The 22,196-nt window shown below is 52.2% G+C and carries 20 protein-coding genes, 1 tRNA gene and 1 pseudogene; 16 read left to right on the top strand and 6 right to left on the bottom strand.

Annotation, left to right across the window (positions count from 1 at the left end):
- Window positions 1-30 precede the first annotated feature (30 nt).
- On the bottom strand, window positions 31-264 hold the full coding sequence (locus tag CAURI_RS09365) for a barstar family protein (protein WP_010190746.1): 234 nt from the start codon (window positions 262-264) through the stop codon (window positions 31-33).
- A gap of 3 nt (window positions 265-267) precedes the next feature.
- Window positions 268-774 (bottom strand): guanyl-specific ribonuclease, encoded by a 507-nt coding sequence (locus tag CAURI_RS09360; protein WP_010190745.1) that lies wholly within the window; start codon window positions 772-774, stop codon window positions 268-270.
- A gap of 156 nt (window positions 775-930) precedes the next feature.
- Between CAURI_RS09360 and dnaG the strand changes: the two genes are divergently transcribed.
- Window positions 931-2,859 carry a DNA primase gene (gene dnaG, locus CAURI_RS09355; RefSeq protein WP_010190743.1) on the top strand — a complete coding sequence of 643 codons (1,929 nt, stop codon included), beginning with the start codon at window positions 931-933 and terminating at the stop codon, window positions 2,857-2,859.
- An 8-nt stretch (window positions 2,860-2,867) separates the two neighbouring features.
- On the opposite strand, the gene CAURI_RS09350 is transcribed toward dnaG, so the two are convergent.
- The gene (locus CAURI_RS09350; RefSeq protein WP_010190739.1) at window positions 2,868-3,152 is read right to left on the bottom strand and encodes a hypothetical protein; all 285 of its coding nucleotides are present in this window, start codon (window positions 3,150-3,152) and stop codon (window positions 2,868-2,870) included.
- A gap of 221 nt (window positions 3,153-3,373) precedes the next feature.
- Between CAURI_RS09350 and CAURI_RS13805 the strand changes: the two genes are divergently transcribed.
- The 3 genes from CAURI_RS13805 (at window position 3,374) to CAURI_RS09340 (ending at window position 5,499) form a co-directional block, all read left to right on the top strand.
- Complete coding sequence (locus CAURI_RS13805; RefSeq protein WP_157753275.1) at window positions 3,374-3,511, top strand: hypothetical protein; 138 nt, start codon at window positions 3,374-3,376, stop codon at window positions 3,509-3,511.
- A gap of 92 nt (window positions 3,512-3,603) precedes the next feature.
- On the top strand, window positions 3,604-4,761 hold the full coding sequence (gene wecB, locus CAURI_RS09345) for a non-hydrolyzing UDP-N-acetylglucosamine 2-epimerase (RefSeq protein WP_010190733.1): 1,158 nt from the start codon (window positions 3,604-3,606) through the stop codon (window positions 4,759-4,761).
- A gap of 75 nt (window positions 4,762-4,836) precedes the next feature.
- Window positions 4,837-5,499, top strand: a complete 663-nt coding sequence (locus tag CAURI_RS09340; RefSeq protein ID WP_010190730.1) for a DUF1707 SHOCT-like domain-containing protein — start codon at window positions 4,837-4,839, stop codon at window positions 5,497-5,499.
- Between the two features lie 113 nt (window positions 5,500-5,612).
- Here the strand turns inward: CAURI_RS09340 and CAURI_RS09335 are convergent.
- Window positions 5,613-5,685 (bottom strand) — tRNA-Asn (locus CAURI_RS09335).
- Between the two features lie 229 nt (window positions 5,686-5,914).
- Here CAURI_RS09335 and CAURI_RS09330 point away from each other — a divergent pair.
- The 8 genes from CAURI_RS09330 to CAURI_RS09295 all read left to right on the top strand — a co-directional run bounded on the left by CAURI_RS09330 (window position 5,915) and on the right by CAURI_RS09295 (window position 15,042).
- Complete coding sequence (locus CAURI_RS09330; protein ID WP_012715189.1) at window positions 5,915-7,195, top strand: glycosyltransferase family 4 protein; 1,281 nt, start codon at window positions 5,915-5,917, stop codon at window positions 7,193-7,195.
- Entirely contained in the window at window positions 7,195-8,745 is a 1,551-nt protein-coding gene (locus CAURI_RS09325) for a glycosyltransferase family 4 protein (RefSeq protein WP_010190726.1), read from the top strand. Before CAURI_RS09330 ends, CAURI_RS09325 begins: the two co-directional genes overlap by 1 nt.
- A 15-nt stretch (window positions 8,746-8,760) precedes the next feature.
- Window positions 8,761-10,212: a glycosyltransferase gene (locus tag CAURI_RS09320; protein WP_010190724.1), complete on the top strand. Its 1,452-nt coding sequence runs from the start codon at window positions 8,761-8,763 to the stop codon at window positions 10,210-10,212.
- Window positions 10,213-10,221: 9 nt separating this feature from the next.
- Window positions 10,222-11,007, top strand: coding sequence for a hypothetical protein (locus tag CAURI_RS09315; RefSeq protein ID WP_010190722.1), 786 nt, complete (start codon window positions 10,222-10,224; stop codon window positions 11,005-11,007).
- Window positions 11,008-11,015: 8 nt separating this feature from the next.
- Complete coding sequence (locus CAURI_RS09310) at window positions 11,016-11,870, top strand: hypothetical protein (protein ID WP_010190720.1); 855 nt, start codon at window positions 11,016-11,018, stop codon at window positions 11,868-11,870.
- A 134-nt stretch (window positions 11,871-12,004) separates the two neighbouring features.
- A complete protein-coding gene (locus tag CAURI_RS09305) occupies window positions 12,005-13,183 on the top strand; it encodes a glycosyltransferase (protein ID WP_100067445.1) in 1,179 nt (392 codons plus the stop codon).
- A 121-nt stretch (window positions 13,184-13,304) separates the two neighbouring features.
- Complete coding sequence (locus CAURI_RS09300) at window positions 13,305-14,216, top strand: ABC transporter permease (RefSeq protein WP_010190718.1); 912 nt, start codon at window positions 13,305-13,307, stop codon at window positions 14,214-14,216.
- A gap of 127 nt (window positions 14,217-14,343) precedes the next feature.
- Window positions 14,344-15,042, top strand: coding sequence for an ABC transporter ATP-binding protein (locus tag CAURI_RS09295; RefSeq protein ID WP_080550390.1), 699 nt, complete (start codon window positions 14,344-14,346; stop codon window positions 15,040-15,042).
- 128 nt (window positions 15,043-15,170) lie between these two features.
- Here the strand turns inward: CAURI_RS09295 and CAURI_RS09290 are convergent, their stop codons facing one another.
- Window positions 15,171-17,114: a hypothetical protein gene (locus CAURI_RS09290; protein WP_010190716.1), complete on the bottom strand. Its 1,944-nt coding sequence runs from the start codon at window positions 17,112-17,114 to the stop codon at window positions 15,171-15,173.
- Window positions 17,115-17,151: 37 nt separating this feature from the next.
- Entirely contained in the window at window positions 17,152-18,447 is a 1,296-nt protein-coding gene (wecC, locus tag CAURI_RS09285) for a UDP-N-acetyl-D-mannosamine dehydrogenase (RefSeq protein WP_012715186.1), read from the bottom strand.
- Between the two features lie 535 nt (window positions 18,448-18,982).
- On the opposite strand from wecC, the gene CAURI_RS13640 reads away from it, so the two are divergent.
- The 4 genes and pseudogenes from CAURI_RS13640 (at window position 18,983) to CAURI_RS09265 (ending at window position 21,461) form a co-directional block, all read left to right on the top strand.
- Window positions 18,983-19,210: a hypothetical protein gene (locus CAURI_RS13640; RefSeq protein WP_012715185.1), complete on the top strand. Its 228-nt coding sequence runs from the start codon at window positions 18,983-18,985 to the stop codon at window positions 19,208-19,210.
- A 49-nt stretch (window positions 19,211-19,259) separates the two neighbouring features.
- Window positions 19,260-19,481 (top strand): hypothetical protein, encoded by a 222-nt coding sequence (locus CAURI_RS13340; protein WP_206740547.1) that lies wholly within the window; start codon window positions 19,260-19,262, stop codon window positions 19,479-19,481.
- 142 nt (window positions 19,482-19,623) lie between these two features.
- A pseudogene (locus CAURI_RS09270) lies at window positions 19,624-20,817 on the top strand (IS3 family transposase).
- 203 nt (window positions 20,818-21,020) lie between these two features.
- The gene (locus tag CAURI_RS09265) at window positions 21,021-21,461 is read left to right on the top strand and encodes an excalibur calcium-binding domain-containing protein (RefSeq protein WP_010190709.1); all 441 of its coding nucleotides are present in this window, start codon (window positions 21,021-21,023) and stop codon (window positions 21,459-21,461) included.
- Window positions 21,462-22,196: the final 735 nt, after the last annotated feature.

Here is a 22,196-nt window from a genome sequence, read left to right as displayed (position 1 = left end):
CGGGCCACCACCCACCGGGCCTTCACCTCATTAGCGCACTAGCGCGACACCCTGGTCCTCCAGCACCATGCTGATAGGGGCCAGGTCTTCTTCAACCATGTCGAAGTCCGCAGCGATAATCGCCACGATATGCTGCTCGCGGAGGAAGTCCGCCAGGGCATCAAGGTTGCGCGGGGCGCCGGAGGTGCAGCTGCGCAGTCGGCCGAGCGCGCCATAGAAGTCCTCGCGCGTGCGGATGGGTTCAGTAATGAGAATGCGTTGCATGCCTTAGTCCTCCGCGTCCGGGATACTGCAGAAGCTTTCGTAGTGGTCATCGGTGTAGTACCAGACATCCGGGTCGGTCTCACTGCCGCCACCGGTAACAATGCGCTTGGCCCCGCGGTGCCCAATCCCCGGCGTTTCCACGGTGTATTCGCGGTAGTAGTTCTTCGCCTGCTGCGGCAGTACGCCCTCATAGTTTCCGAAACGAACGTTGTCATTATCCGGATAGTCATAGGGCCCGCCGGCCAGGATGTCCTCGGCGGTCTCGTGGGCTTCCTCCGGCAGGGAATCCATGGCGCAGGTGGGCAGGCCTGACTCGCCCTGCTTTGCGGCGTCCCCCTTAGCCCCATCGTTGCCGCCGGACGCACCAGCAGCAGAAGACGGCGCTGCCTTCTGGTCCGCACCATCGCTGGAGCTACCAAGGTCAATGCCGAAGTAGCCCGCGACGAGGACTAGAACCGCACCACCGATGATGGCCGGCAGCGATCTTTTGGAGGGGGAGGATTGGGACATGGCCCCATCATTGCAGCTATAAGGCCTGAAACAGAAATCCAGACCAGGCCATTTTTCAATCCCCACCGCGGGGTCTTTGCGGATGTGGGACTAGGCGGCCTGGCCCCACCCAGCCGTGGGTACCTGTGTGTCCTATAGGCGGGGTAGTCTGTACGCATGGCACGAGGCAGAATTCCGGACAGCGACATCCAAGCTATCCGTGAACGCGCGCCTATTGATGAAATCGTGGGCGAGTACGTTCAGCTCAAACCCGCTGGTTATGACTCTTTGAAGGGCTTGAGCCCTTTCAAGGATGAGAAGACCCCGTCTTTCCACGTGCGCCCGCAGCGCGGCTATTATCACTGCTTCTCCACCGGCAAGGGCGGGGATGTCTTCAGCTTCCTCATGGAGATGGAGCAGGTCTCCTTCCCGGAGGCTGTTGAGGCCGTAGCCCAGAAGATTGGCTACCACATCAACTACCAAGGCGGCTCCACCGGTGCGCGCGATGAAAAGCCCGGCACCCGCCGCCGCCTTATCGCCGCGAACAAGGCCGCGCACGAGTTCTACCGCCAGCAGCTAGAAACACCGCAGGCCGCCGCCGGACGCGAATTCCTCCTGGACCGCGGTTTTTCCAAGGAAATCATCTACGAGTTTGAGTGCGGCTATGCCCCGGAGGGCTGGGATACCGCCACCAAGCACCTGCTGCGCATGGGCTTTTCCTTTGAGGAGCTCGACGCCGCGGGCATTTCCAAGATGGGCAAGCGTGGTCCCATCGACCGCTTCCACAGGCGCCTGTTGTGGCCCATCAAGGACCTATCCGGCAACGTCATCGGCTTTGGCGCGCGCAAGCTTTTCGACGATGACAAGCTGGGCAAGTACATGAACACGCCCGAAACCATGCTCTATCACAAGTCCAAGGTGCTCTTCGGCCTGGATTTGGCCAAGCGCAATATCGCGGAGCAGCACCAGGCCGTGGTGGTGGAGGGCTATACGGACGTCATGGCCATGTACGCCGCGGGCGTGAAGACCGCCGTGGCCTCCTGTGGCACCGCCTTCGGCGCGGACCACCTGCAGGTGCTGCGTCGCCTGATGTTGGATGATTCCTACTTCCACGGCGAGCTCATCTACACTTTCGACGGTGACGAGGCCGGCCAGAAGGCCGCCATGCGCGCCTTCGAGGGCGAGCAAAAGTTCACCGGCCAGTCCTTCGTGTCCGTTGCCCCGGACGGCATGGATCCCTGCGATCTGCGCCTTGAGCGCGGTGACGCCGCCGTGCGTGATTTAGTGGCGGACCGCATCCCCATGTTTGAGTTCGTCATTCGTTCTGTCATCTCAGACTTCAGCATCGACTCGGCCGAAGGCCGCCTCCAAGCCCTGCGCCGTGCAGTGCCCGTGGTGGCGCAGATTCGCGATGAGCCTCTGCAGCGCGAGTACGCCCGCCGCCTTGCCGGCTGGGTGGGCTGGCCAGACCCGGAGGAAGTACTCCACCAAGTACGCCAAGAGGCCCGCAAACCGAAGAAGGAGCAGCGCCCGCGCTTTGCCTCCCTGGAGCAGACCTCCTCTGCACCCGCGCAGTCCAATGCCCCCGTCATGCACATCCCCGGCCCCCGCGAGCCACACCTGTGGCCGCAGCGTGAGGCCCTCAAGCTGGCCCTGCAGTACCCGCAGATCGCCGGCAGTTACTTCGACGGGATTACGGAGGATGCCTACTCGAACGAGGCCTACCGCACCATCCGCCGCGCCATCTCCACCCTCGGTGGTGTCACCGCAGGTGCCGAACAACCCGGCGTGGAATGGCTAGCCGCCGTGGCGGGTGAGATGCCGGACCTCATGGCCCGCAACTTCGTCTCTGAGCTCGCCGTGGAACCCATCAAGCTAGGGGAGACCGGCAACCCCGACACCGATCTTGAGGCCTACGCTGATTCCGTGCTCTCCCGCCTCCAGGAAGCCCGCGTGGGCGACCAAGTAGCCCAACTCAAGGCCCAACTAGGCCGCATGCGCCCTTCCGACGATGAAGAGTCCTACAACTCACTCTTTGCAGACCTCGTCGCCCTCGAGCAAGCCCGCCGCGAGCTCAACGACCGCGCTTTTCGCGGCGTGCGCTAACCGGCGCGTTAATCTTCGTCCGGCTCGTAAATCCGATCCGCCGGCATGTCATCCGTGGCACCTCTGGTGCCACGCTTGCCGCGGCGCCCCTTGTTGTAATCCTTAAGCTCACGCATGCGCGGTTCCGGGTCCAATCGGTTGGCCACAGCCTTGCGTGCGGAACGCACTGCGGCCTTGGTGGCGGGGGAGTTGACGGCCTTCTCGTAGGCACCTTTAATTTGGTGATAGCGCTTGCGCCCAGCCTTGGTTCCAAAGACGTATCCGGCGGCAGCACCCACAACAAATTGGATCATTGGAAACTAGTCATCCCCTTAACTTCAAGCCGGCGCAAGAGCCAGCGTTTGCGTACAACGTACGGGAAACGTGCAATTCTCATGAACAGCCTACCTGCCTTAGCAGTCTTGGGCAGGTGGCGGTGGGGCAGCGGAGCCACCAGTAGCGAGGAATAGATATAGGGAATAGATATGACGTGAACTCTTCCCATAAGGCATTCGCTTCAGTTAACTTAATACCTGTGAAGACTTCTAAGCATACGTATGCAGCATCGGCAGCCGTGGCGATGTCAGCGCTGCTCACCGCCAGTGTAGCGGCAGCTGAGCCCCGTGCCACCGGGCTTGAAGAGCCGCGCGAAGTCACCGTGAGCGAGGACTAGCGCTCACCTTCTCGAGACCGAGCCATGTGCACGAAGCATAAGCGCTGTAGACTCTCATGGAGATTCTCTCCCGGTAAAAACGAAGGAAGTCAATGTCTAAGCCAAAGATTATGACCGTGTACGGAACCCGCCCTGAGGCCATCAAGGTAGCACCGGTCATCAAGGCACTGGAGAAGGACGAGCGTTTTGAATCCGTAGCCGTCTCCACTGGCCAGCACAAGGAAATGCTGGAGCAGGTCAACACCATGTTCGGTATTGAACCAAAGCTGGACCTTCACCTCATGAAGCCCGGTCAGGGCCTCAATGAGATTGTCTCCCGTGCGCTCATGGGGCTCGATGAGATCATTGATGCGGAGCAGCCTGATGTCATTATTTCCCAGGGAGATACCTCGACTGCAATGACTGCAGCACTTGCTGGTTTCCATCGCGGCGTAAAAATCGTCCACCTCGAAGCGGGTTTGCGCACCGGCGACATTCACTCTCCGTTCCCGGAGGAAGCTAACCGTAAGCTGATTGGTCAAGTAGCTGAGCTACACCTTGCTCCGACGGCAGGCTCGATGGAAAACCTGCGCCGCGAGAACGTGCGCTCCAAGGACATTGCGGTCACTGGTAACACCGTTATTGACGCTCTTCTGGAGGCAGCCAGCTGGGATACCGCGTTTGAGGATCCTGCTCTGCAAGCAGTGGCTGAATCCGACAAGCGTCTGGTTGTGGTCACCACCCACCGCCGCGAGAACCTTGAAGCGATGAAGGAAATCGGCGGCGCGGTCAAGGACCTTGCAGAAAGTTATTCGGACATCAACTTTGTCCTGCCGCTGCACCTGAACCCGAAGGTCCGTGACGCTGTGCTTCCGGAAGTCGAGTCTTTGCCCAATGTTCTCATTACGGATCCACTTCCGTACGACCAGTTCACCAAGCTGCTTGACCGTGCAACCATCATCCTGACTGATTCCGGCGGCGTCCAGGAGGAAGCACCGGCTCTGGGGAAGCCGGTCCTAGTCATGCGCCAGAACACTGAGCGCCCTGAAGCTGTTGTTGCCGGCACTGTGAAGCTTGTGGGCACCAACCGTAGTCTCATCGTTGCGGAAGCCAAGCTTCTGCTCGATGATGACGCCGCGTACACCTCTATGGCCAACGCTGTTAACCCCTATGGCGACGGCAAGGCTGCCGAGCGTGCCGTTGCCGCTATTGCTGAGCTCCTCGGCGTAGGGGAGCGTCTGCCGGACTTTGACCCAGGTATTGAGCTATAGCGAAATGAGGTGAATGGGTAGGTGCCAATTTCTAGTTGCCCTGCCCATTCATGCGGTTCCACGTAAGGTAAAGCCATGGAACCACGCGACATTAAATGCACTAATTCTCAACGCACCACAGTTTCTCAAGTCTTGGCTGACGCGATGTCCGTCGGCCAACTCAGTGTCGCTGAATTTGAGGAACGCTCCTCTGCATGCGCCGATGCGACGACGCGCGGCGAGTTAATCGACCTCGTTTCCGATCTCCTTGAGGATCCCGGAAGAGTACTCTTTGGCAGCCAAGAGGCCGCCTCAAAGAGCTCTTACGCGATGAACACTGTGGATGGGGAGCTTGCTACGACTGTTGACCGCGCACTAGCTCAAGTCGAACCCTCCGTGAGTGGTGCTCAGAGCCTTTCCTTGGGCATTTTCGGTGGCACCACGGTTCGAAGTACTCCGATTGCTGCTCGCCACACCACAATGGGCATTTTTGGTGGTACAGATGTCGACCTACGCGGTGCTGCACTTCGAGAACACGTAACCACCATCCAAGCGATTGGAGTCTTTGGTGGTGTCGACGTATGGATTCCCGAGGGCTTCCGTGTTCGCGTTAGTGGCATCGGCCTTTTTGGTGGTCACGATATCAAGGTAGACCGTGGTGCTATTGATCCGGCCGACCTACCTGCTAGCGCTCCAGAGGTTGTCGTCAACTGCTTTAGCCTTTTTGGAGGGGTAGACGTGCACGTTGTTAAGCGTTAGGTCGGTGACGGGGATTAAAACGGCACGACATTTCCACGACGATAGTCACCAAAATCCGGATAAGATCCTAGATGAAAAGCAAAAAGCCGCTTGGAATGCAAGCGGCTGTTTCGCTCCTCCAACTGGGCTCGAACCAGTGACCCTTCGATTAACAGTCGAATGCTCTGCCAACTGAGCTATGGAGGAATATATGTATGCTGCTGAGCAAATCGCTTTGCTCTGTGCAACGAGAAGTAACTATATATGGAGGGTGCTTAGAATGGCAAATCCGCAGGGAGAGCTGGATTTCTTGAGGGGAAACTATACGTTTGAATCTTGCCCTTCGTACTTGTCCTGAAGGGGATAGGTTCATCACTTGATAGTGCGGTGTGTATTATTTCAAGACAGGCATTGCTCGACCTAGAGGGGCGGACAGATGAAGGTTCTAGTTCTTTCACAGTTCTGGCATCCCGAAAATGGGGTTCCCCAGCGAAGGTGGACCTGGTTAAGCGGGTTATTTGCTCAAAAAGGCGTTGAAGTTGTTGTTATTGCACCGCCACCCCACTATCGCCGGAATGTTTCTTTTAAAGAAGCATTGAAATCGTTCCGTATTGCCTCTGCGCCGGAATCAGGGGTTGCAGGGGAAAAGATTTACAGAAGTCCATTTATTCCTTCAGGTGAATCGTTGATTGCGAGAGCACTATCTCAGGCCTTTATCGCTAAGGGGGCTTTACTTGCAGCTGCCATCCGATGGGCGGGAATCCGCAAGGTTGATGCGGTAGTAGGGACTGTCCCGGCGCTGCCAACTGCGGTGGTTTCTTTTCTAATTGCTCGGGTCGCAGGGGTTCCCTATGTCATAGATTTACGCGATGCATGGCCAGATTTGATGAGGGAATACGGTAGCTGGAACCGTGCATTGGAGACGCAGCCAACACATCATAAGAGGCTAAAGCCAAAACTTTTGCAGGCATTGAGCTATGTAGTGCAGCAAGGTCTGAATGCCTTACTGGCTCGTGCGGATGCGATAATAGTAACTTCGGATGACCTGGGTAAGCAGCTATCCGCTGAAGTTAAGCGAAGTCATTGCCAAAAGATCGTTACACTCCGTAACGTGTTTCCTGCGAGTCTGTCAATGCTGGCTGCCCGAAATCCCTTAGTGGATCGCCCCCTTCGTGTCCTCTATGCTGGAACTCTCGGACGGGCTCAGAACCTAAAAAATGTTATTGACGCTGTAAGAACTGCTGAACAACGAGGAGTTCCGATTGAGCTTGCGTTTGTGGGGGGAGGCGCGGCCGTCGATGCTTTGAGGGAATACGCTGACATGAAGGATGTCGATGCAACCTTCTATCATGTTCGCTCTGCTTCTGAGGTCGTTAGCTTCTATGATTGGGCTGATACTGCGCTAGTGCATTTAACCGACTGGGAACCCTTAAATAGAGCAGTTCCCTCCAAAACATACGAATTGATGTCCGCAGGTGTCCACATTACTGGGGTGGTGGCGGGTGAGACTGCCAAAATTATCCGTGAGTTGAATGCGGGCGATGTTGTTCCTCCGGAACGGCCTCTAGAGCTCGCTGAATTGTTTGCTGAGTTATATGCGTGTCCAGATCGTTTGCTGGTATCGGATGAAGGGCGGCTGTGGGTCAATCGAGAGCGAGAGGTGGTAGTCCAAAAAAGGATGGATGAGCTAATCGATTGGATTGGAAAAGTTAATTGATGAGGGGATTGCGTTGGATTAACTATCTGTCGGTATTTGTATCTTTTTCGGTCAAGAAGGCACTTATCGAACCGAAGAGATTTTTCCTTTTGGTGTCCCAACGATTCATGGGATATCAAGTGATTGGCACTGTGAAAGCGTGGACTGAAGCTGTCGAAGGCAGGAACCGTGAGGAAGATACCCCGAGTAGACGTGAACGCCTAGACTTCTTTCTTTATGTTGGTGATTATGATCGTGCTTTAGCCGAATTTAAAAAAATGCCATTAATTAAGCGTTGTATAAACTTTCCGAAAAAGATTCTTGCCAAGATCAAAGAAAATCAGTTTTATGGTGCGATTTATAAAGGGCGAGAAGCAACAGGCTTGGGAGGGAGCACCAACATTTTGTATTACGTTAACAACTCCCTTCCGTATACACAATCGGGATACACTATCCGCACTGCGGCCTTGACGAAAACTGTTCGGGAAAAAGTTGATTCCATTAGTACGGTAACGCGGTTGGGCTACCCATTGATTATAGGAAAGATTCCCTCGCCAGCTAAGGAACCGAGCGGACTGAATACCTTAATTCCACGGGTAATGCCGTTTCGTGAAGATCGCAGATACCGATTGGCAAAGAAGCTACTAATGCGTGTTTGTGCTGAAAGGGGTATCGACCTAATCCAGACTACTTCAGATTTCAAAAATGCCTCGTTAGTTTCTGATGTAGCTCATGATCTGGGGATTCCATGGATATACGAGATCCGAGGAGAGCCTCACAATACATGGCTTTCTAAGTTCCCAGTAAAAATAGCGACAGAAGCAGAGAAGTCTTTCCATTATCGGCACTCTGAGCAGAAAGAAATTGAAGCTGCGGTGAAGGCGAGTGCGGTCATAGTGTTAAGTGAGCTGACTAAAAACAAGCTAGTGCGGGCTGGTATCTCTGAAGATAAGATAGTCACAATTCCGAATGCAATTGATTCTGGAATGCAGATCGATCGAAAAGATGCGCTAAACATACGAACTCAGATGGGGCTGCGGGGCAAAAAAGTCGTGGGGACGGTAAGTTCTCTAGTGTCATATGAGGGGTTAGATACACTAATCCGCGCCTTACCAAACTTGGATGAGCGAATAGAAGTGGTTTTTGTAGGAGATGGAGAAGACCGCGGGAGGCTCGCTGCATTAGCAGCTTCATTAGAACTAGAGAACCGAGTTCACTTCGTAGGTAAACAGCCAAGCTCTGAGATTCAAAGCTGGTACTCTATCTTTGATGTGTTTGTAGTCCCGAGAATTGATTCACGAGTTACCCGATACGTTACGCCGATAAAGCCTTTAAATGCTTTGGCGGTCGGTGTTCCTCTAGTGTGTTCCGATTTGCCGGCTTTGAGAGCGGTTACAGGTGGATATGCTAAATTTGTCCCGCCGCAGTCTCCCACGGATCTGGCGGAAGCTATCACTGAAGTCATTGAGTCACCTGAGAAAATATTAGCGGAAAAGGAATGGTTGGATTCTATGACGTGGGAGGCTAACGGGAGAAAACTAGCTAGACTATATCGAAGTTTACTGAATTGAACGTAGGTCGGAATCATGTCGAAAGTTATTGATGCTTGGAATAGTGCTGACTTTGAGGGCGTAAGTGAGCAAAAACTTACCCGGTTTAAGCGGAAGGATATTCGAGCGGCAATTAGAGAGTCGCGATACGCGGTAAAGCTGTTGCAGCGTGTTGGACAAGCACCGCGCCCTGTGGGGCTGGGCGAGGTGGGAGAAAATGAAAGAGTTAGGGCAGTTACAATTCTCCACTCCAGCTTGCCTAATCACACTGGTGGCTACACGGGGCGCGCACAGGGGCTGCTCAAAGGGTTGATGCTCAATGACATGATCGTCCGCGCGTACACTCGGCCTGGATTCTATACTGAAAGGGTTGATTCTAAAGCTAGCTTTCCTTATCCACTCGATGAGGTCGACGGGGTTGAGTATCGACATTTGCCTGCGGAATCTCCCCGCAAGAATGGCGAGTATGAATACATGTACAAGGCTATCGATTGGTATCGGGAAGTCTTCTTGGTTGAGCGCCCGAATCTGGTGCATGTCCGGTCCACCTATTTGATCGCTTTACCGGCTTTGATTGCAGCTCATGAATTGGGAATACCTGTTTTGTATGAGGTGTCAGGTCTTTGGGAATTGGTTTTTGAGGGGCGCGGGGAACTCGGGAGGGCACGGCGAATTGAGAGGATGGAAGACACTACATGCCGATTTGCAGACCGAGTCGTTACGATGAATAGTTCGATGGCGAGTCTCCTTGATAGTCGAAGCGAACATGGCTTGGATATTGGATTGATTCCTAATGCGGTAGATGTCTCTCGTTTTTCTCATCTGACGCCGCTAGAGGAGAAGGAGTTCTTTGCCTATGACGTGGGCTACGTGGGCTCCTTGGTCGACTATGAGGGACTTGCGACTTTGATTCGTGCGATTGCTTTGGGCAAGCAAAAAGGGCGAGCGATTAGGGCGAAGATTGTTGGAAAAGGGGTCGAATTAGACAAGCTGAGGGATCTCGCTGAAACATTGAGCGTTGAGGACCTTGTAGAGTTACCTGGGCCGGTAGCTGCTCACGAAGCTGTCGACGTGTTCGAGGATGTCAACGTGATTGTCCTACCTCGGGTATCAACGCCAGCAACTGAGTATGTGACTCCTCTTAAACCGTTTGAAGCAATGGCCGCTGGGAGACCTCTACTTGTGTCTTCGGTTTCCGCGTTGTCAGAAGTGTCGCGCGGTGGTGATGCGGCCCTCGTATTTAACCAGGGGGATTCGGAAGACTTATTGGAGAAGCTCATTGATTTGTTGGAGGATCGCGAAAAACAGCTTTCGCTGAGTCGATACGCCAAGGAAGTAGTCGCGACAGAGCATAATTGGGAATACGTTGCGGCTGAAATGGCCGAGGAATTTAAAAAGCTGGCGCTCCCATTTGGGCACTTGCCCTTTCTGACCTTCGCAGGAAAAGTCCAGCACCACGGCTCCATAGTGTACCCATCCCATGTATAGGACAAATTCATGAAGAGAATTACCCGTCGTCAACAACTATTGGTATTGCTGCTTTTGCTTGCAATTGTTTGTGGAGTTTTTGGAGTCTGGCTGGATACGCTGGTTCCGATGTATCTAGAACTTGTGTTGGTTTTGCTGGGGTTATTCATTGTATTGCGGTCCGGGGAGAGGGGGCAGTATAAAAGTTTCAGAAAAACAGAGAAGTTGCAAAAGCAGCTAACGGTTCGACTAGACAACCTCGATGCGAGATTGGGGGGCATAGGAGCCGAACTGTCGAAATCCGAGAATGTGCCGACTGTAGAACCCAATGGCAACGTGAAGGTCGATGAAGTGTTTCCCCTATTCGAGGACCTCATTGATAAAATGAATGAACAGGCCCAAGGGGATAGTCAGATAACTTTGTCGCAACAAGTTTCTGTTAGAAAAGTTATTAATTGGCTTCGGCCTACGTTGCTCCTAACGACAGATGCATGGCTAAGGCCATTGGAGGAGGAGACTAAGGTCAACACTGCGCATTGGGTGAGGCCTGATCCTTCTTTTAAGCTTCCCGATGAGGTTAAACTGGCTGTGGTGGACTCTGAATCTTTTCTAGCAGGCCGTGGTTCATTGATGGTGTCAAATCATTTGGGAACCTGTGCGTTGGTGATAATCGAATCCCCGAACACCGAGAAAATTGAATCTATAGCAGGATTTGCTGAGATTGCGCCGGTAGGAATGATGCACGGTGTGCGTCTTTTTTATCCTTCTTCGGCACTGGAACCTGCAAAATATTCAAAACTCGTTAAGTATATTTAAGGACTTCAATGAACATCCTTGAGCTTGCCCAACTTGAAAAAGCATCGGAATCTGAGTTGTATGATGCTGACCGCGAGGAATTCCGTTTTATAGTGGCGGTTGGCGAGTGTCTAGTGCCGGTATTGGTGCAGCCGACTGCTAAGTATGAAGACACTCTTTTAGTGACATATAACGGGGCTATTCAGCGGACCAAAGCCCCGGACGGCATTGTCTTTCAGCGGTCGTCGTGGCTAGATGAGTTTGAATCGCCTGTCATCCAGATCGCCGATCCCACAATGGTTAAGCATAAACGGTTGCAAATTGGCTGGGGGCAGTACTCAAAGAATGATTGGTCCATTGCCGCGATGGTTAAAGTCATTGACGCAGTCCGAGCGCGTTTTGGGCTTGCAGGTCCTGCTAGGACTCTTCACTATGGGAGTTCTGCAGGCGGATTCCAGGCGATTTGTTGTGCTACTTTCGATCGCGGCAGCAAGGCCCTTGTAAATAACCCACAACTTGACTGGTCCTATTACAACGAACGTTTTGTAAATGCATTGCTACGGGATGTTTTTGAAGGTGGCAACATCGAAGACGTCAGGGTTTCTCAACCCTGGAGGGTTAGTGTAATTGAGTTGTTTGAGGTCGAAGGTTACATCCCGGAGACCGAGGTGATGCTGAACATCGCAAGCGCAGGCGATGTTGAACAGCAGTTAAAGCCCACCTTGGAAAAAATGACCAAGCTTGTAGCTTTAGGCAGAGTCCCTCTATTCAGCTTTGGTCTGTACCATGATGAAAACATGGGGCATAATCCACTTGCACGGCCGCACACCGTTAAGAAGATCAATTCGAAATTGAGTAGCATGCGTGCAGTCATTGAAGAGTAAGTTCTCCTTTGCTTCCTTACAATTTTTCTTCGCACATAGTGGGTTTGCCGTGGCGGATAGCCAATAAAGTTGCTCATCTAGCCTGTTCGGTTTCTACCCGGCGTAGCTATGTCAAAGACGACTTTGAAGAGGCCATGCTTTATGACTGCGTGAGCTCGGCGATTGCGAAAGGAAGTCAGGTAGAATCACGGCTTTATAGTAAAAAGATATTCAATAGCTTTCCTAGCGTCAGATTTACTTTTTCGGGGCCAAACGTACGGGTGCCGAAATGCAACTTACCCCTGGTCTCAGCACTTAGAGCCTGTGGAGTGGTGTACGACAGGAATAGGCTCCGACCAAAGGGCTCAGACGGCGACCAGACTAGTGCTATATCTGTCGGTGCATGGCAGATGGTTAAACAATGCTCTAGTGCTCTCTCTTACCGCGAGCGTATTCTCGATGTTATAGTTCCCGTCTACAATAACGGCATATTTCTAATAACTAAATGCCTTCCTAGTCTTGCCGCGAACGCTATCTGGGAACAGATGAGAGTGATCGTTGTGGACGATGCCTCTGATGATCCGGTAACTCAAGAGATTCTGGATGAGGTTAAAGGGAGCGTCGGAAACGTTGATGTAGTTCGACTGGAGGGTCCGCCGAGCGGCTCTGCGTCGGGCCCAAGGAATGTCGGAATTGAACTTGCCAAATCGGACCTCGTCACGTTTCTTGACCCCGACAACGAAATATCAGTTGGGGGATATGACGAACTAGTTAAACAGTTTTATGGTTCGAGCGTTCCTGTGCAAATGGCTTCTGGGTATCAGTTGAAGGTTGGTGCGTCCATTGGCCTCAATGCTCGGAATGCATTGTTTCACGGGAGACTTGTTGATCGACCGAGTGCGCTTTTTACTGCAACCCAGCGCTTTCCAGTTGTATCAACACAAGCTGCGGTCATTTCTCGGGTTTTTCTTGAAGACAATAAGATTCGCTATGTTGAAGGCGCAGTCGGGCAGGACACGCTATTTGGCTGGGAGATACTGTTAAATGCGAATGCCATCCTATTCTGTCACCGGCCGTTTATCGTGTATTATTCGCAGCGAAGTGGTTCTATCACCAATGATGCTGGAGTTGACTATTTCCGGCGTGCATTGATACGGGAGAAAGCTCAGTTTGAGGTTCTGAGACAAGCAGGCATTTTGTCTATCTACAGAAAGAATCAACTTCCTCGTATGATGGATGAAATCTATAAACCAAAGTTAGACAATTTGGATGGGCCTGGCCGTGATGTCGCTGAAGGGTATGTTCAGGAAATATGTGGTTTGTATGCCCTCTAAATATGGGTACCGACCTGCTCCTTTCTAAGTGTCTTTCGGATCTGTCTGAATGTTAGAATCGAATCAATTTGTCATTTGACTCATTTGAAATGACGAATTTGTACAGTAAATAAGGAGACCCATGGCTGATCAGCAAGAGGCTGACGCGATCCGCTCCCTCCAGCAAGCAATGCCGAAGAATCGCCGAACTGTCCTGGTTGCAGACGAGGAACTGATTTCAACGAACAAACGAGCGTCTTTAGCGAAGTATTTGGCAGATACATGGCGTTACAGGCACTTTATCTTCGAGCATGCAAGATTCAAAGCAGCTGGAGACAATGATGACATGTTTCTGGGGAAGCTTTGGAATATTCTCGAACCTTTGCTTCGTATTGCTATGTATGGGGTGATGTTCGGTGTAGTTCTTCAGACGTCGCGGGGCATTGAAAATTTCGTAGGCTTCTTGGTCATTGGCTTAATGTATTTTTCGATGATGTCACGTGGACTCGGCAGTGGATCTGGGCTCGTGCAGCGATCAAAGGCAATGATGCGAACCTTTCGGTTCCCGAGAGTCTCCCTGGTGGTTGGAGAAGCCATTAAGGGGTTTATTAGCAATATAATACCAGGGGCATTGGCTGTTCTTGCCGCCTTGGCTTTTCAGTGGGGCGATCCTCTCTCATGGTCGGTCGTCTTGATTGTTCCGATCTATTTTTTGATCCATCTGTTTTCATTCGGGCTATTGCTGATATCAGCTCGAGTAACTGCATTCGTTCCAGATGCTAAGAAGATTGTCTTCTTCGTAAATCGAGCTTGGTTCTACGTCTCAGGTGTGTTCTTCTCAGTTGAGCGCTACGCCCGTGTGCCTGAAATGCAGGAAATTATGCAGGCTAACCCTGCCTACCGGTTTCTGGAAGCCGCTCGAAGCGTTGTTATGTATAACCAGATACCAAGTTTGTCGGAATGGCTAATCCTGGTGCTCTGGGCGACCGGTGCTTCTGCCGTTGGTTTTATCTTCTTTTGGAGGGCTGAGGACCGTTATGTACACGTTAGATAATCCCAGCGTGCTTGTTCGCGAGGCGTCCAGATTTTATCGAGCTGACAATAAACGCAGTGTATTTCGGAGACCAAAGCTTTCCGATGAACGTGAGGGTGACTATGTTCGGGCACTAAGCTGTGTGTCAATGTACGCCGAGAAGGGTGAATGCATTGGTATCTTGGGGAGAAACGGATCTGGAAAATCAACCCTGATGAGGCTGATCGCAGGAAATGAGGCGCCTGATGAAGGTCAGGTGCTTACTTCCGCAACTCCGACTTTGCTCAATGTTTCCGCAGCGCTGCAACCAAGACTTCCAGGCAGGACTAACATAAGATTAGGACTATTGGCACAAGGGGTCTCTCCCGAAAAGATCGATGAACTTACAGAGGAGATAATTGACTTCGCGGAGATAGGAAAAGCGGTTGAACGTCCGATGAAAACCTATTCGTCGGGAATGGGAGCCCGGTTGAAGTTTGCGATTTCCACTGCAGTTCAACGTGATTTACTGCTGATTGACGAGGCTTTGGGGACAGGTGATGCCTCATTTACAGAGCGTGCACAAGAACGCATGACTGGTTTTCTAAGTAATGCAGGGACGATCTTCTTGGTATCTCATGCGATGGCATCAATTAAAAGCATGTGTTCTAGAGTGATTTGGCTTCATGATGGAGAGATAATCGCTGACGGTGACGTCGAGCCCATCACCTTGTTATATAACAAGTGGACCGCTCGGGCAGCAAGGAAAAACTTTGAGTCTGCGGAAAGCTTGATTCTCGGAGTGAAATCAACCTACAAAAAGCCTTCGATACTACTGGATTCTCAAGTTAGTAAGTTATTAAATTAATCCCTTGGGGATTCTCGCGAATCCCCAAGGCGTTCCATTGGACCTTTAAGTCAGCCTGTTGATTTGGCTCAATGGTGTGTTGGAGTAGCCTGGCTTTTGGGGCAATAGCAAACTTGTAGTATAGGGGCTTATTCTGCTACGCGAAACTCTCGAGTCGATGAAATCTCCAGTGGCTGGGATGAGTCAAAATCAATGGGCGTCTCAGTCCACTCTGTTAATTTCAACAAACTGACGTTACTCCAGGCTAGACCGTTCTCGCGCATCGACCGAACCCCGAGATCAACACTATCTCCGTATCGCAGACTGTCTACGGCTACGGTGCAGGGGTCATTACGCTTACCAATCGGCAGGCGGTAAACGTCATTGTCGTTAATCCGGATGAAAATAACAACATTGTTGGCATCTCGGCCAATGTTGTAGTGATTGTGGAAAGTTAACCTAAGTGAACCAGTCTGTGCTGAAAAACGTTTCCTAAAGAATCGTTCCCCGCCTTTGTGTAGATTCTCTGGTTTCAATTGGATAATGTCTGGAGGAGTTTGTTCATACCTTTCATAAGGCTCATCCTCCGCTGTCCGGCTGAAAACAGCTTCAACGTCAACAAAGTTGGTTTTGGCAATGGAGAAATCTTTGTCGTTGATTGGGAACTGCGTAAGTGTCGGGCATGCTTTCTGAATGAAAGATTTCGCGAAAACCGCGTTCTTGCGGTCGTAGAACGGTAGAGATTGCGCCGTTTCGAATAACTTCCGGATCGCAATCGGGTTGATCGGCAGAAAGGCTGAAGCCTGGCAATTGATCGCTTCCGACTGAAAACGGCCAGCTCGGAGTTCTTGATATAAAATGTTGGCGACTGGGAATCCATGCTCCAATACGGTTTTCATGTTGTAGCGTTCCCAAAGCTCATAGGCGAGTTCAGTTGTGAGTTTCTCATCGTCTGATTTGCTCGAATACCCTCCGAGGGCAGAAACAATCCGCGTGAATGTCTCGAATGAGGTTGTAGGTTTCGCTGCAGGCGAATAGTAGTCTCTAAAGGCCTCAAGCGCAGTGCCGACGAAGCAAATGGAGGGGTGTGTGCCGAGGGTATTCTCGTACAGGCCTTGGAAATTTAAAGCATGTTTTCCCACAGTATTGCGTTGTAGGGTCGCTTTATCTTCTGCAGAAAGAGGATAGGCTTTAACATCTTCCATCGGCAGAATAACGTGTTCTTTCTTAAACGTTTCCGCTATTAATCTGGATACTCGGATATCAAGTTTGTACGAACGCTTAGTATTTCCATCCTCTTCTGAGGGAGGTTCAGTACTTCCATAAGTTACGAATGAGAAATCAATCCCTGAGGCTAATGCTGCAGAAGCACATACTCTGGTATCCATACCTGCAGTCAGAGCACAATATACCTTGTAGTCGAGACTTCCCCAGTGCTGGACCGAGCGCTTGGCTAAAGCGATAGCTTGCTCAACCGCCGTGTTTATCGAGGAAAACTCGTCAATGGATGTATATGGGTGCGGATAGAATCGGTTGAGTTCTTTGGTCTCAAACTCAAAGCAAAAATTTGGCGGCAGTGCAGCAATTCGGGTGTCTTCAGTCTGATCCCACAGCTTGTGCTGTCCAAGTGAAACCAGTTCTTTGGTAATGCCCGTGCGGGCGTTGAGTTCCTCATTGATTAAAGGTAGATGTGAGCCAAATAGTAGGGCTTCTTCCCGCGCAATGTAAACAGGTTGGCTCGCTAGGGTGTCATTGTAGAGTGTGGTCTTTTCATCCTTGACGATAAGTGCCGCCCAGCGGCCGACTACATAATCGAGAAAAGAATGAAAAGCATGCCACCCTTTTGAAAGCTCTTGTCGAGCTCTCTCTATGAAAGGAAGCTCAATCGATGTGTCACCGACGAAGGCCGCATGACCAAACCAAAGCAGTTTTAAGTTATCGTCTTGAACAAGCTGTGTTGGTTCATCGGGCTGGATGTAAACTTCTATGCCGTCCCAAGCTTCAAACCGCCTGAAATTGCTTTGGATTAGCTCTTGGTTCTCGATCGGCTTGTTGCTTACTAAAAAGCCGAAAGGATAAGGCCTGATGGTCATGGGGTGTCTTCCTTCAGATTTATGCTAAGGCTACCTGCTACCAGATACCTTTGGTGTCGATTACCTTCTTAGCCTTTAGTTTCTCGGCTTCGAATTCCTTGAACTGAATGTGGTCAACCAACATCAAAACTACATCAGCCGAATCTACAGCTTTGTCCAATTCCTTTAGCTCGACGTTCTGGAATCCAGACAGCCTGTCAGGAAGTTGGGTGATGTTGGGCTCTACTACGCTAATCTGAATATCCTTAAATCGGTTTGCGAGTTCGCATGCGATATTTAGCGCAGGCGATTCGCGGAGGTCATCGATATCAGGTTTAAAAGCGAGGCCCAAAACTGCTAGCTTCTTGCCCTCCGGTTCTCCTAGTGCTTCAACGACTTTGTTGATAACCCAGTTGGGTTTGTCATCGTTGATATTTCTCGCGGTCTTAATAAGCTTGGAGTTCTCCGGATCGGTGGACACGATGAACCAAGGGTCTACTGCGATGCAGTGACCACCCACACCAGGGCCTGGTTGGAGAATATTCACTCGCGGGTGGTGGTTAGCGAGTTCGATAAGTTCCCAAACATCGATGCCAAGCCTATCGGCGATCAGAGAGAGCTCATTAGCGAATGCGATATTGACGTCGCGGAAAGAGTTCTCTGTCAATTTGGCCATTTCTGCTGTCACGTCATTGGTAGGCAGCAACTCGCCTTCACAGAAACTTGCATAGATCTCTGTGGCACGGCGGGTGGCTTCGCTCGTTTGACCACCGATAATACGGTCATTGGTTCGCAGCTCAGTCATTGCGTTGCCCGGAAGGATGCGCTCTGGACAATGCGCAAAGTAGATGGTTTTGTCATCGGCAGGAGCGTCATCGCTATCAGCTTTTAGATCGGGCCTCAACTCGAGGATTCGCTTTGCCATCTTTTGAGTAGTCAGCGGGGGAGATGTGGATTCGAGCACAATTAGTTCGTTGCCTTCAAGCTGGGGCGCGATTGCTTCAGCAGCTGAGTAGATGAACTTCATATCAACATCATGTCCCTCGGTGAATGGGGTAGGGACAGCGATGATGTACGCGTCAGCTTTAGTTTGTTCAGTACTGGCGGTGAAACGACCGGACTCAACAGCCTTCTTAAGCTCGTCTTCCAGGCCGGGTTCAACGATCGTAACTTCGCCCCTGTTGATTTTGTCGACGTTAATTGCATTTACATCGACTCCAGTTACTTGAAGGCCTGAATTTGCCATTACTACTGCGGTGGGCAGGCCAATATAGCCAAGCCCTACGAATGCTACGTGCGGAGTTGAGCTCATTTCATCCTCTACTCGTTGTCGGTTTTGGTCGTGCTCTAGCATACTTCCCCTTGGCTTCCTTGCGGATGTAGGCATCCCCTTTTCGAGATGTTCTTCGCTAGGTGTTCTTCGCTAGGTGCTGACTGATAGGCGGAAGCCGCTCTTGTTTAGTGCTCCGCCTGTCTTTGTGGATCGGATGCGATTCGTGCGCTCATACATCGGTAGTGATGTAGGAAGAGGGCGGTGGTGGAGTCGAAGAGAAGGATTAGGCGGAGGGGGCGTCGGTAAGCATGGGCAGGGCTTGGGAAGCCTAAGTGCTATCCATGATAGGCATCCGAGTAGCGTTACCAAGGAGGGGTTGGCGTCGTGGCTGATGTAACCTAGGAGCTGCCAAGTTATGCACGGGAATCTCACGAGCACATTCTTTGAGGAACTCTAGTCTCGTCAGAATCTCGCTGGGGGCGACGGGGTCGGCAAGCTCCTGCACAACCGGTTAATCGTCTGGGATGAAGCCAGCCGTCGGACAACACGACCCTGCGGAAAACTATGAAGCCCTCATGGGTCTTCGCCATGGCGGTCGACGCGGCAATTGGTTGGGGTGCCTATATCTTGCCCCTTCGACTGGATGCAGAAGGCCGGCTTGGCCGGCACGGTCATCGGCTTTGTCGTTGGTGGCCTGGTGATTGCCGCTATTGGTTTGATTTACGGCTTTACTATTCGTGCGCTGCCGCTGACCGGTGGTGGGGGCGCTGACGCTGGGGTACTCGTGCGTTGTCGCGTTGAATGCGTCGGCGGTCACGCTCGTCTTCCGTGTCACGTTCCCTGAAATGGTTATGCGGGGCGCGCTTTCTGGCCAGTTTCAGTGCTTTGCCGTTGTGATCATGATTGTGGCGGTGGTGGTCATTTTGGCGTCGATGGTGATTTATTACGTCGCCAAGCGCCCGGAGCTTGCACCAGCTTTCCCTGTCGACGTTGCGCCGGCGGCAGCGGTGGCGACCATCATCGCTTTTGCCCGTGGGCCTACGTGGGCTTTGATTCCATTCCGCAACTGGCGGGGGAGTTTAGTTTCAGGCCGAAGAAAGCGCTTGGCCTTCTGATGTGGGGAATCATTGCGGCGACGTTGATCTACTTGGCGATGATGCTCGCAACCTCTATCGCTGTGGGAACGGACCTGACCCCTGTTTGGTAGACACCTGATATCCAGCCCAGTTGGGTTGGGAAGAAAGGTAATCTACCACCATGCCTAGGTACTCCGAACAGTTCAAACGTGATGCTGTGGCCCTCTACGAAAACAATGAGGACCTCTCACTTCACGCGGCTTCAGCAGAGCTTGGAGTCAATCGCTCCTCACTTTATTCCTGGATCAAGCAGTACGGCACCGGCAAGCGTGCCCGCACGAAGACCATGCGTGACAAGGCCCAGGCGACGACTGATTCTGAGCGGATCCGCCAGCTAGAAAAAGAAGTCTCTAAGCTGCGCGAAGAACGCGACATCCTGCGCAAGGCCGCGAAATATTTTGCCGAAGAGACACGCTGGTAATCCGCTTCCAGTTTGTCTATGACCACCGAACCGAATACTCGGCTCACACGGATGTGCCACGTGTTAAAGCTCAATCGCTCCTCGTTCTACAAATGGGTCAACACCCGCCAAGAACGCAGGTTAAAGACGTGTTCCGATGCCCTTATTGGTGCGAGAATCAAGACCATCTTCGATAATGAGCACGGGCTTTATGGTGCTAAACGCATTGCTGCAAGCCTCAACGACGATACGGGCTTTCCTCCGACCAATCACAAGAAGGTCGCACGCATCATGAAATCCATGGGGCTAAAAGGCTTTAGCAAACGGCGTCGATGTATCACCACCAGGCGCAAGCCTGGCCGTCGAGTCATGCCAGACTTAGTAGGCCGCAGATTCACCGCTGACAGGCCGAACCACGTCTACGTAGGCGATATCACCTACCTGCCGTGTAAGGGCGGCAAGAACATGTACCTGGCCACGGTCATCGACGTCTACTCGCGCAAACTCGTCGGCCATGCACTCGCCGATCACATGCGGGTATCACTGGTTATCGAAGCTTTATCTCATGCAAGGAAAGTCCGTGGAAGCCTTAAAGGGGCAATTTTCCATTCCGATCACGGCAGTGTGTACACCTCACAAGCATTTAGAGAGCACTGCGCTGTACTTGGTGTTCGCCAATCCATGGGAGCGGTGGGAACGAGTGCCGATAATGCCCTGGCAGAATCATTTAACGCCACCCTAAAGCGTGAAGTTCTGCGTGATCGGAAAGTCTTTGACAATCCCATCATCTGTCGCCAAGAAGTCTTTCGATGGTGCATGCGCTACAACACGCGCAGACGACACTCCTGGTGCAATCTTCTAGCCCCCGATGCCTTCGAAGCACTCACATCAGCTACACTGACCCAAGCAGCATAGCTAACCCCCGACGTGTCTACCTTCCGGGGTCAGGCCCACCTTATTGCAGTTTTCGATGCAAACTCGAAATCCAGAGGAACCTGGTGTGGTCGCAAATATTGAAATGTTTCAGTGATGAAATTTTTTGTCCGACTGCGTAACTCTGCGGAGTCCAATCTCGATTTAAGTGGTGTTCACATACCGTTCTCTTTCAAGGACTTGCGATGAAAACTGCTCTCAAAGTTGTTGGTGCACTGGTGGTATTGGGAATGATCGGATCCGCGTGCGAGGACAACACGGATGAGACAGCGCCTGTGACGACGACTTCTACTGAGTTGACCACTAACACGACTGTGACTTCGACCAAAGCAGTTGAGTCCACGGTCACTAAGACCGAAGCAGCGGCGCCCACGACTGAACAGGCGGACAGCGTTGCACTTTCTGATATAGATTCACTGCCGGCAGGCGTCGCGGAAAGCGACCCCGTTGTGCAGCAACAGGGCTTTGCGGCACTGCCGCAGCAACAACAAGTACAGTCGACGTCCACGTTTTACAAGAACTGTGCCGCAGCGCGAGCAGCGGGCGCGGCGCCGATCTATTCCGGGCAGCCTGGGTACGGCTCGCACCTGGATCGTGACGGTGATGGTGTCGGGTGTGAGAAATAGAATTTCCTCATTGCCTGCCTGAAGCCAATCGGTCATCTGTTCGCCGGGAAAGAGGAGGTGTCCTTAGGCGATAAGGCGACGCAACATGCGCCGGATGGGAGAGATGGTACAAGTTTTAGCCGCTGTTTCGCTCTGCAGCGCGAATCGCCAACTTTGGCGCACGGATGGTGGCGGAGTCGCCTGAACTTAAAGGGTAGTGAGGCGCGAATCGGAATGAATCCGCGGCCCGTGAGCTTGGAGCGGGTTGATGCTGATCGAATCCGTTTGAGGCTGGCGGACAGTACGCGGAGACGGCTGGAGCAACGCTGCGATGGGGGTGCCGCGACTGCATCGACGCTAGGCATGGACGCGCGCCGGGTTGATACGGGGTTGACCTTGGTCGTGCTCCGTGGCCTCGGTGTCTAGTGCGATGTAGGCTTGGCGCACCCGTATGGAGTGGGCGGGGTTCGGGGGATGAAGCTCTCAAAAATTTATGCAGTTGGAGCTATGTGGCAATGTGCAGGTTGTTCCAAGGCGGATACCTAAGTTGATATAAAGTGCTTATTCTTAAAACTTGCTATGGCTGGCGTGGATGTGCGTGGGAAGGCAAGCGTTCTACGCGCGACGATTCGTGTACATGTGTCTTATTCCTCTAGCGTTTTAAGTAAGGGGTCGGTGTAAACATGCCTGGGATGCGTTGCTGGGAATTATCCAGGTCCAGGAGGACCCCGCAGTCATGACCATCGCGCGCGCAAC

This window comes from Corynebacterium aurimucosum ATCC 700975, assembly GCF_000022905.1.
Taxonomy (GTDB): domain Bacteria; phylum Actinomycetota; class Actinomycetes; order Mycobacteriales; family Mycobacteriaceae; genus Corynebacterium; species Corynebacterium aurimucosum_F.
This window is presented reverse-complemented; position numbering and strand designations above follow the sequence as displayed.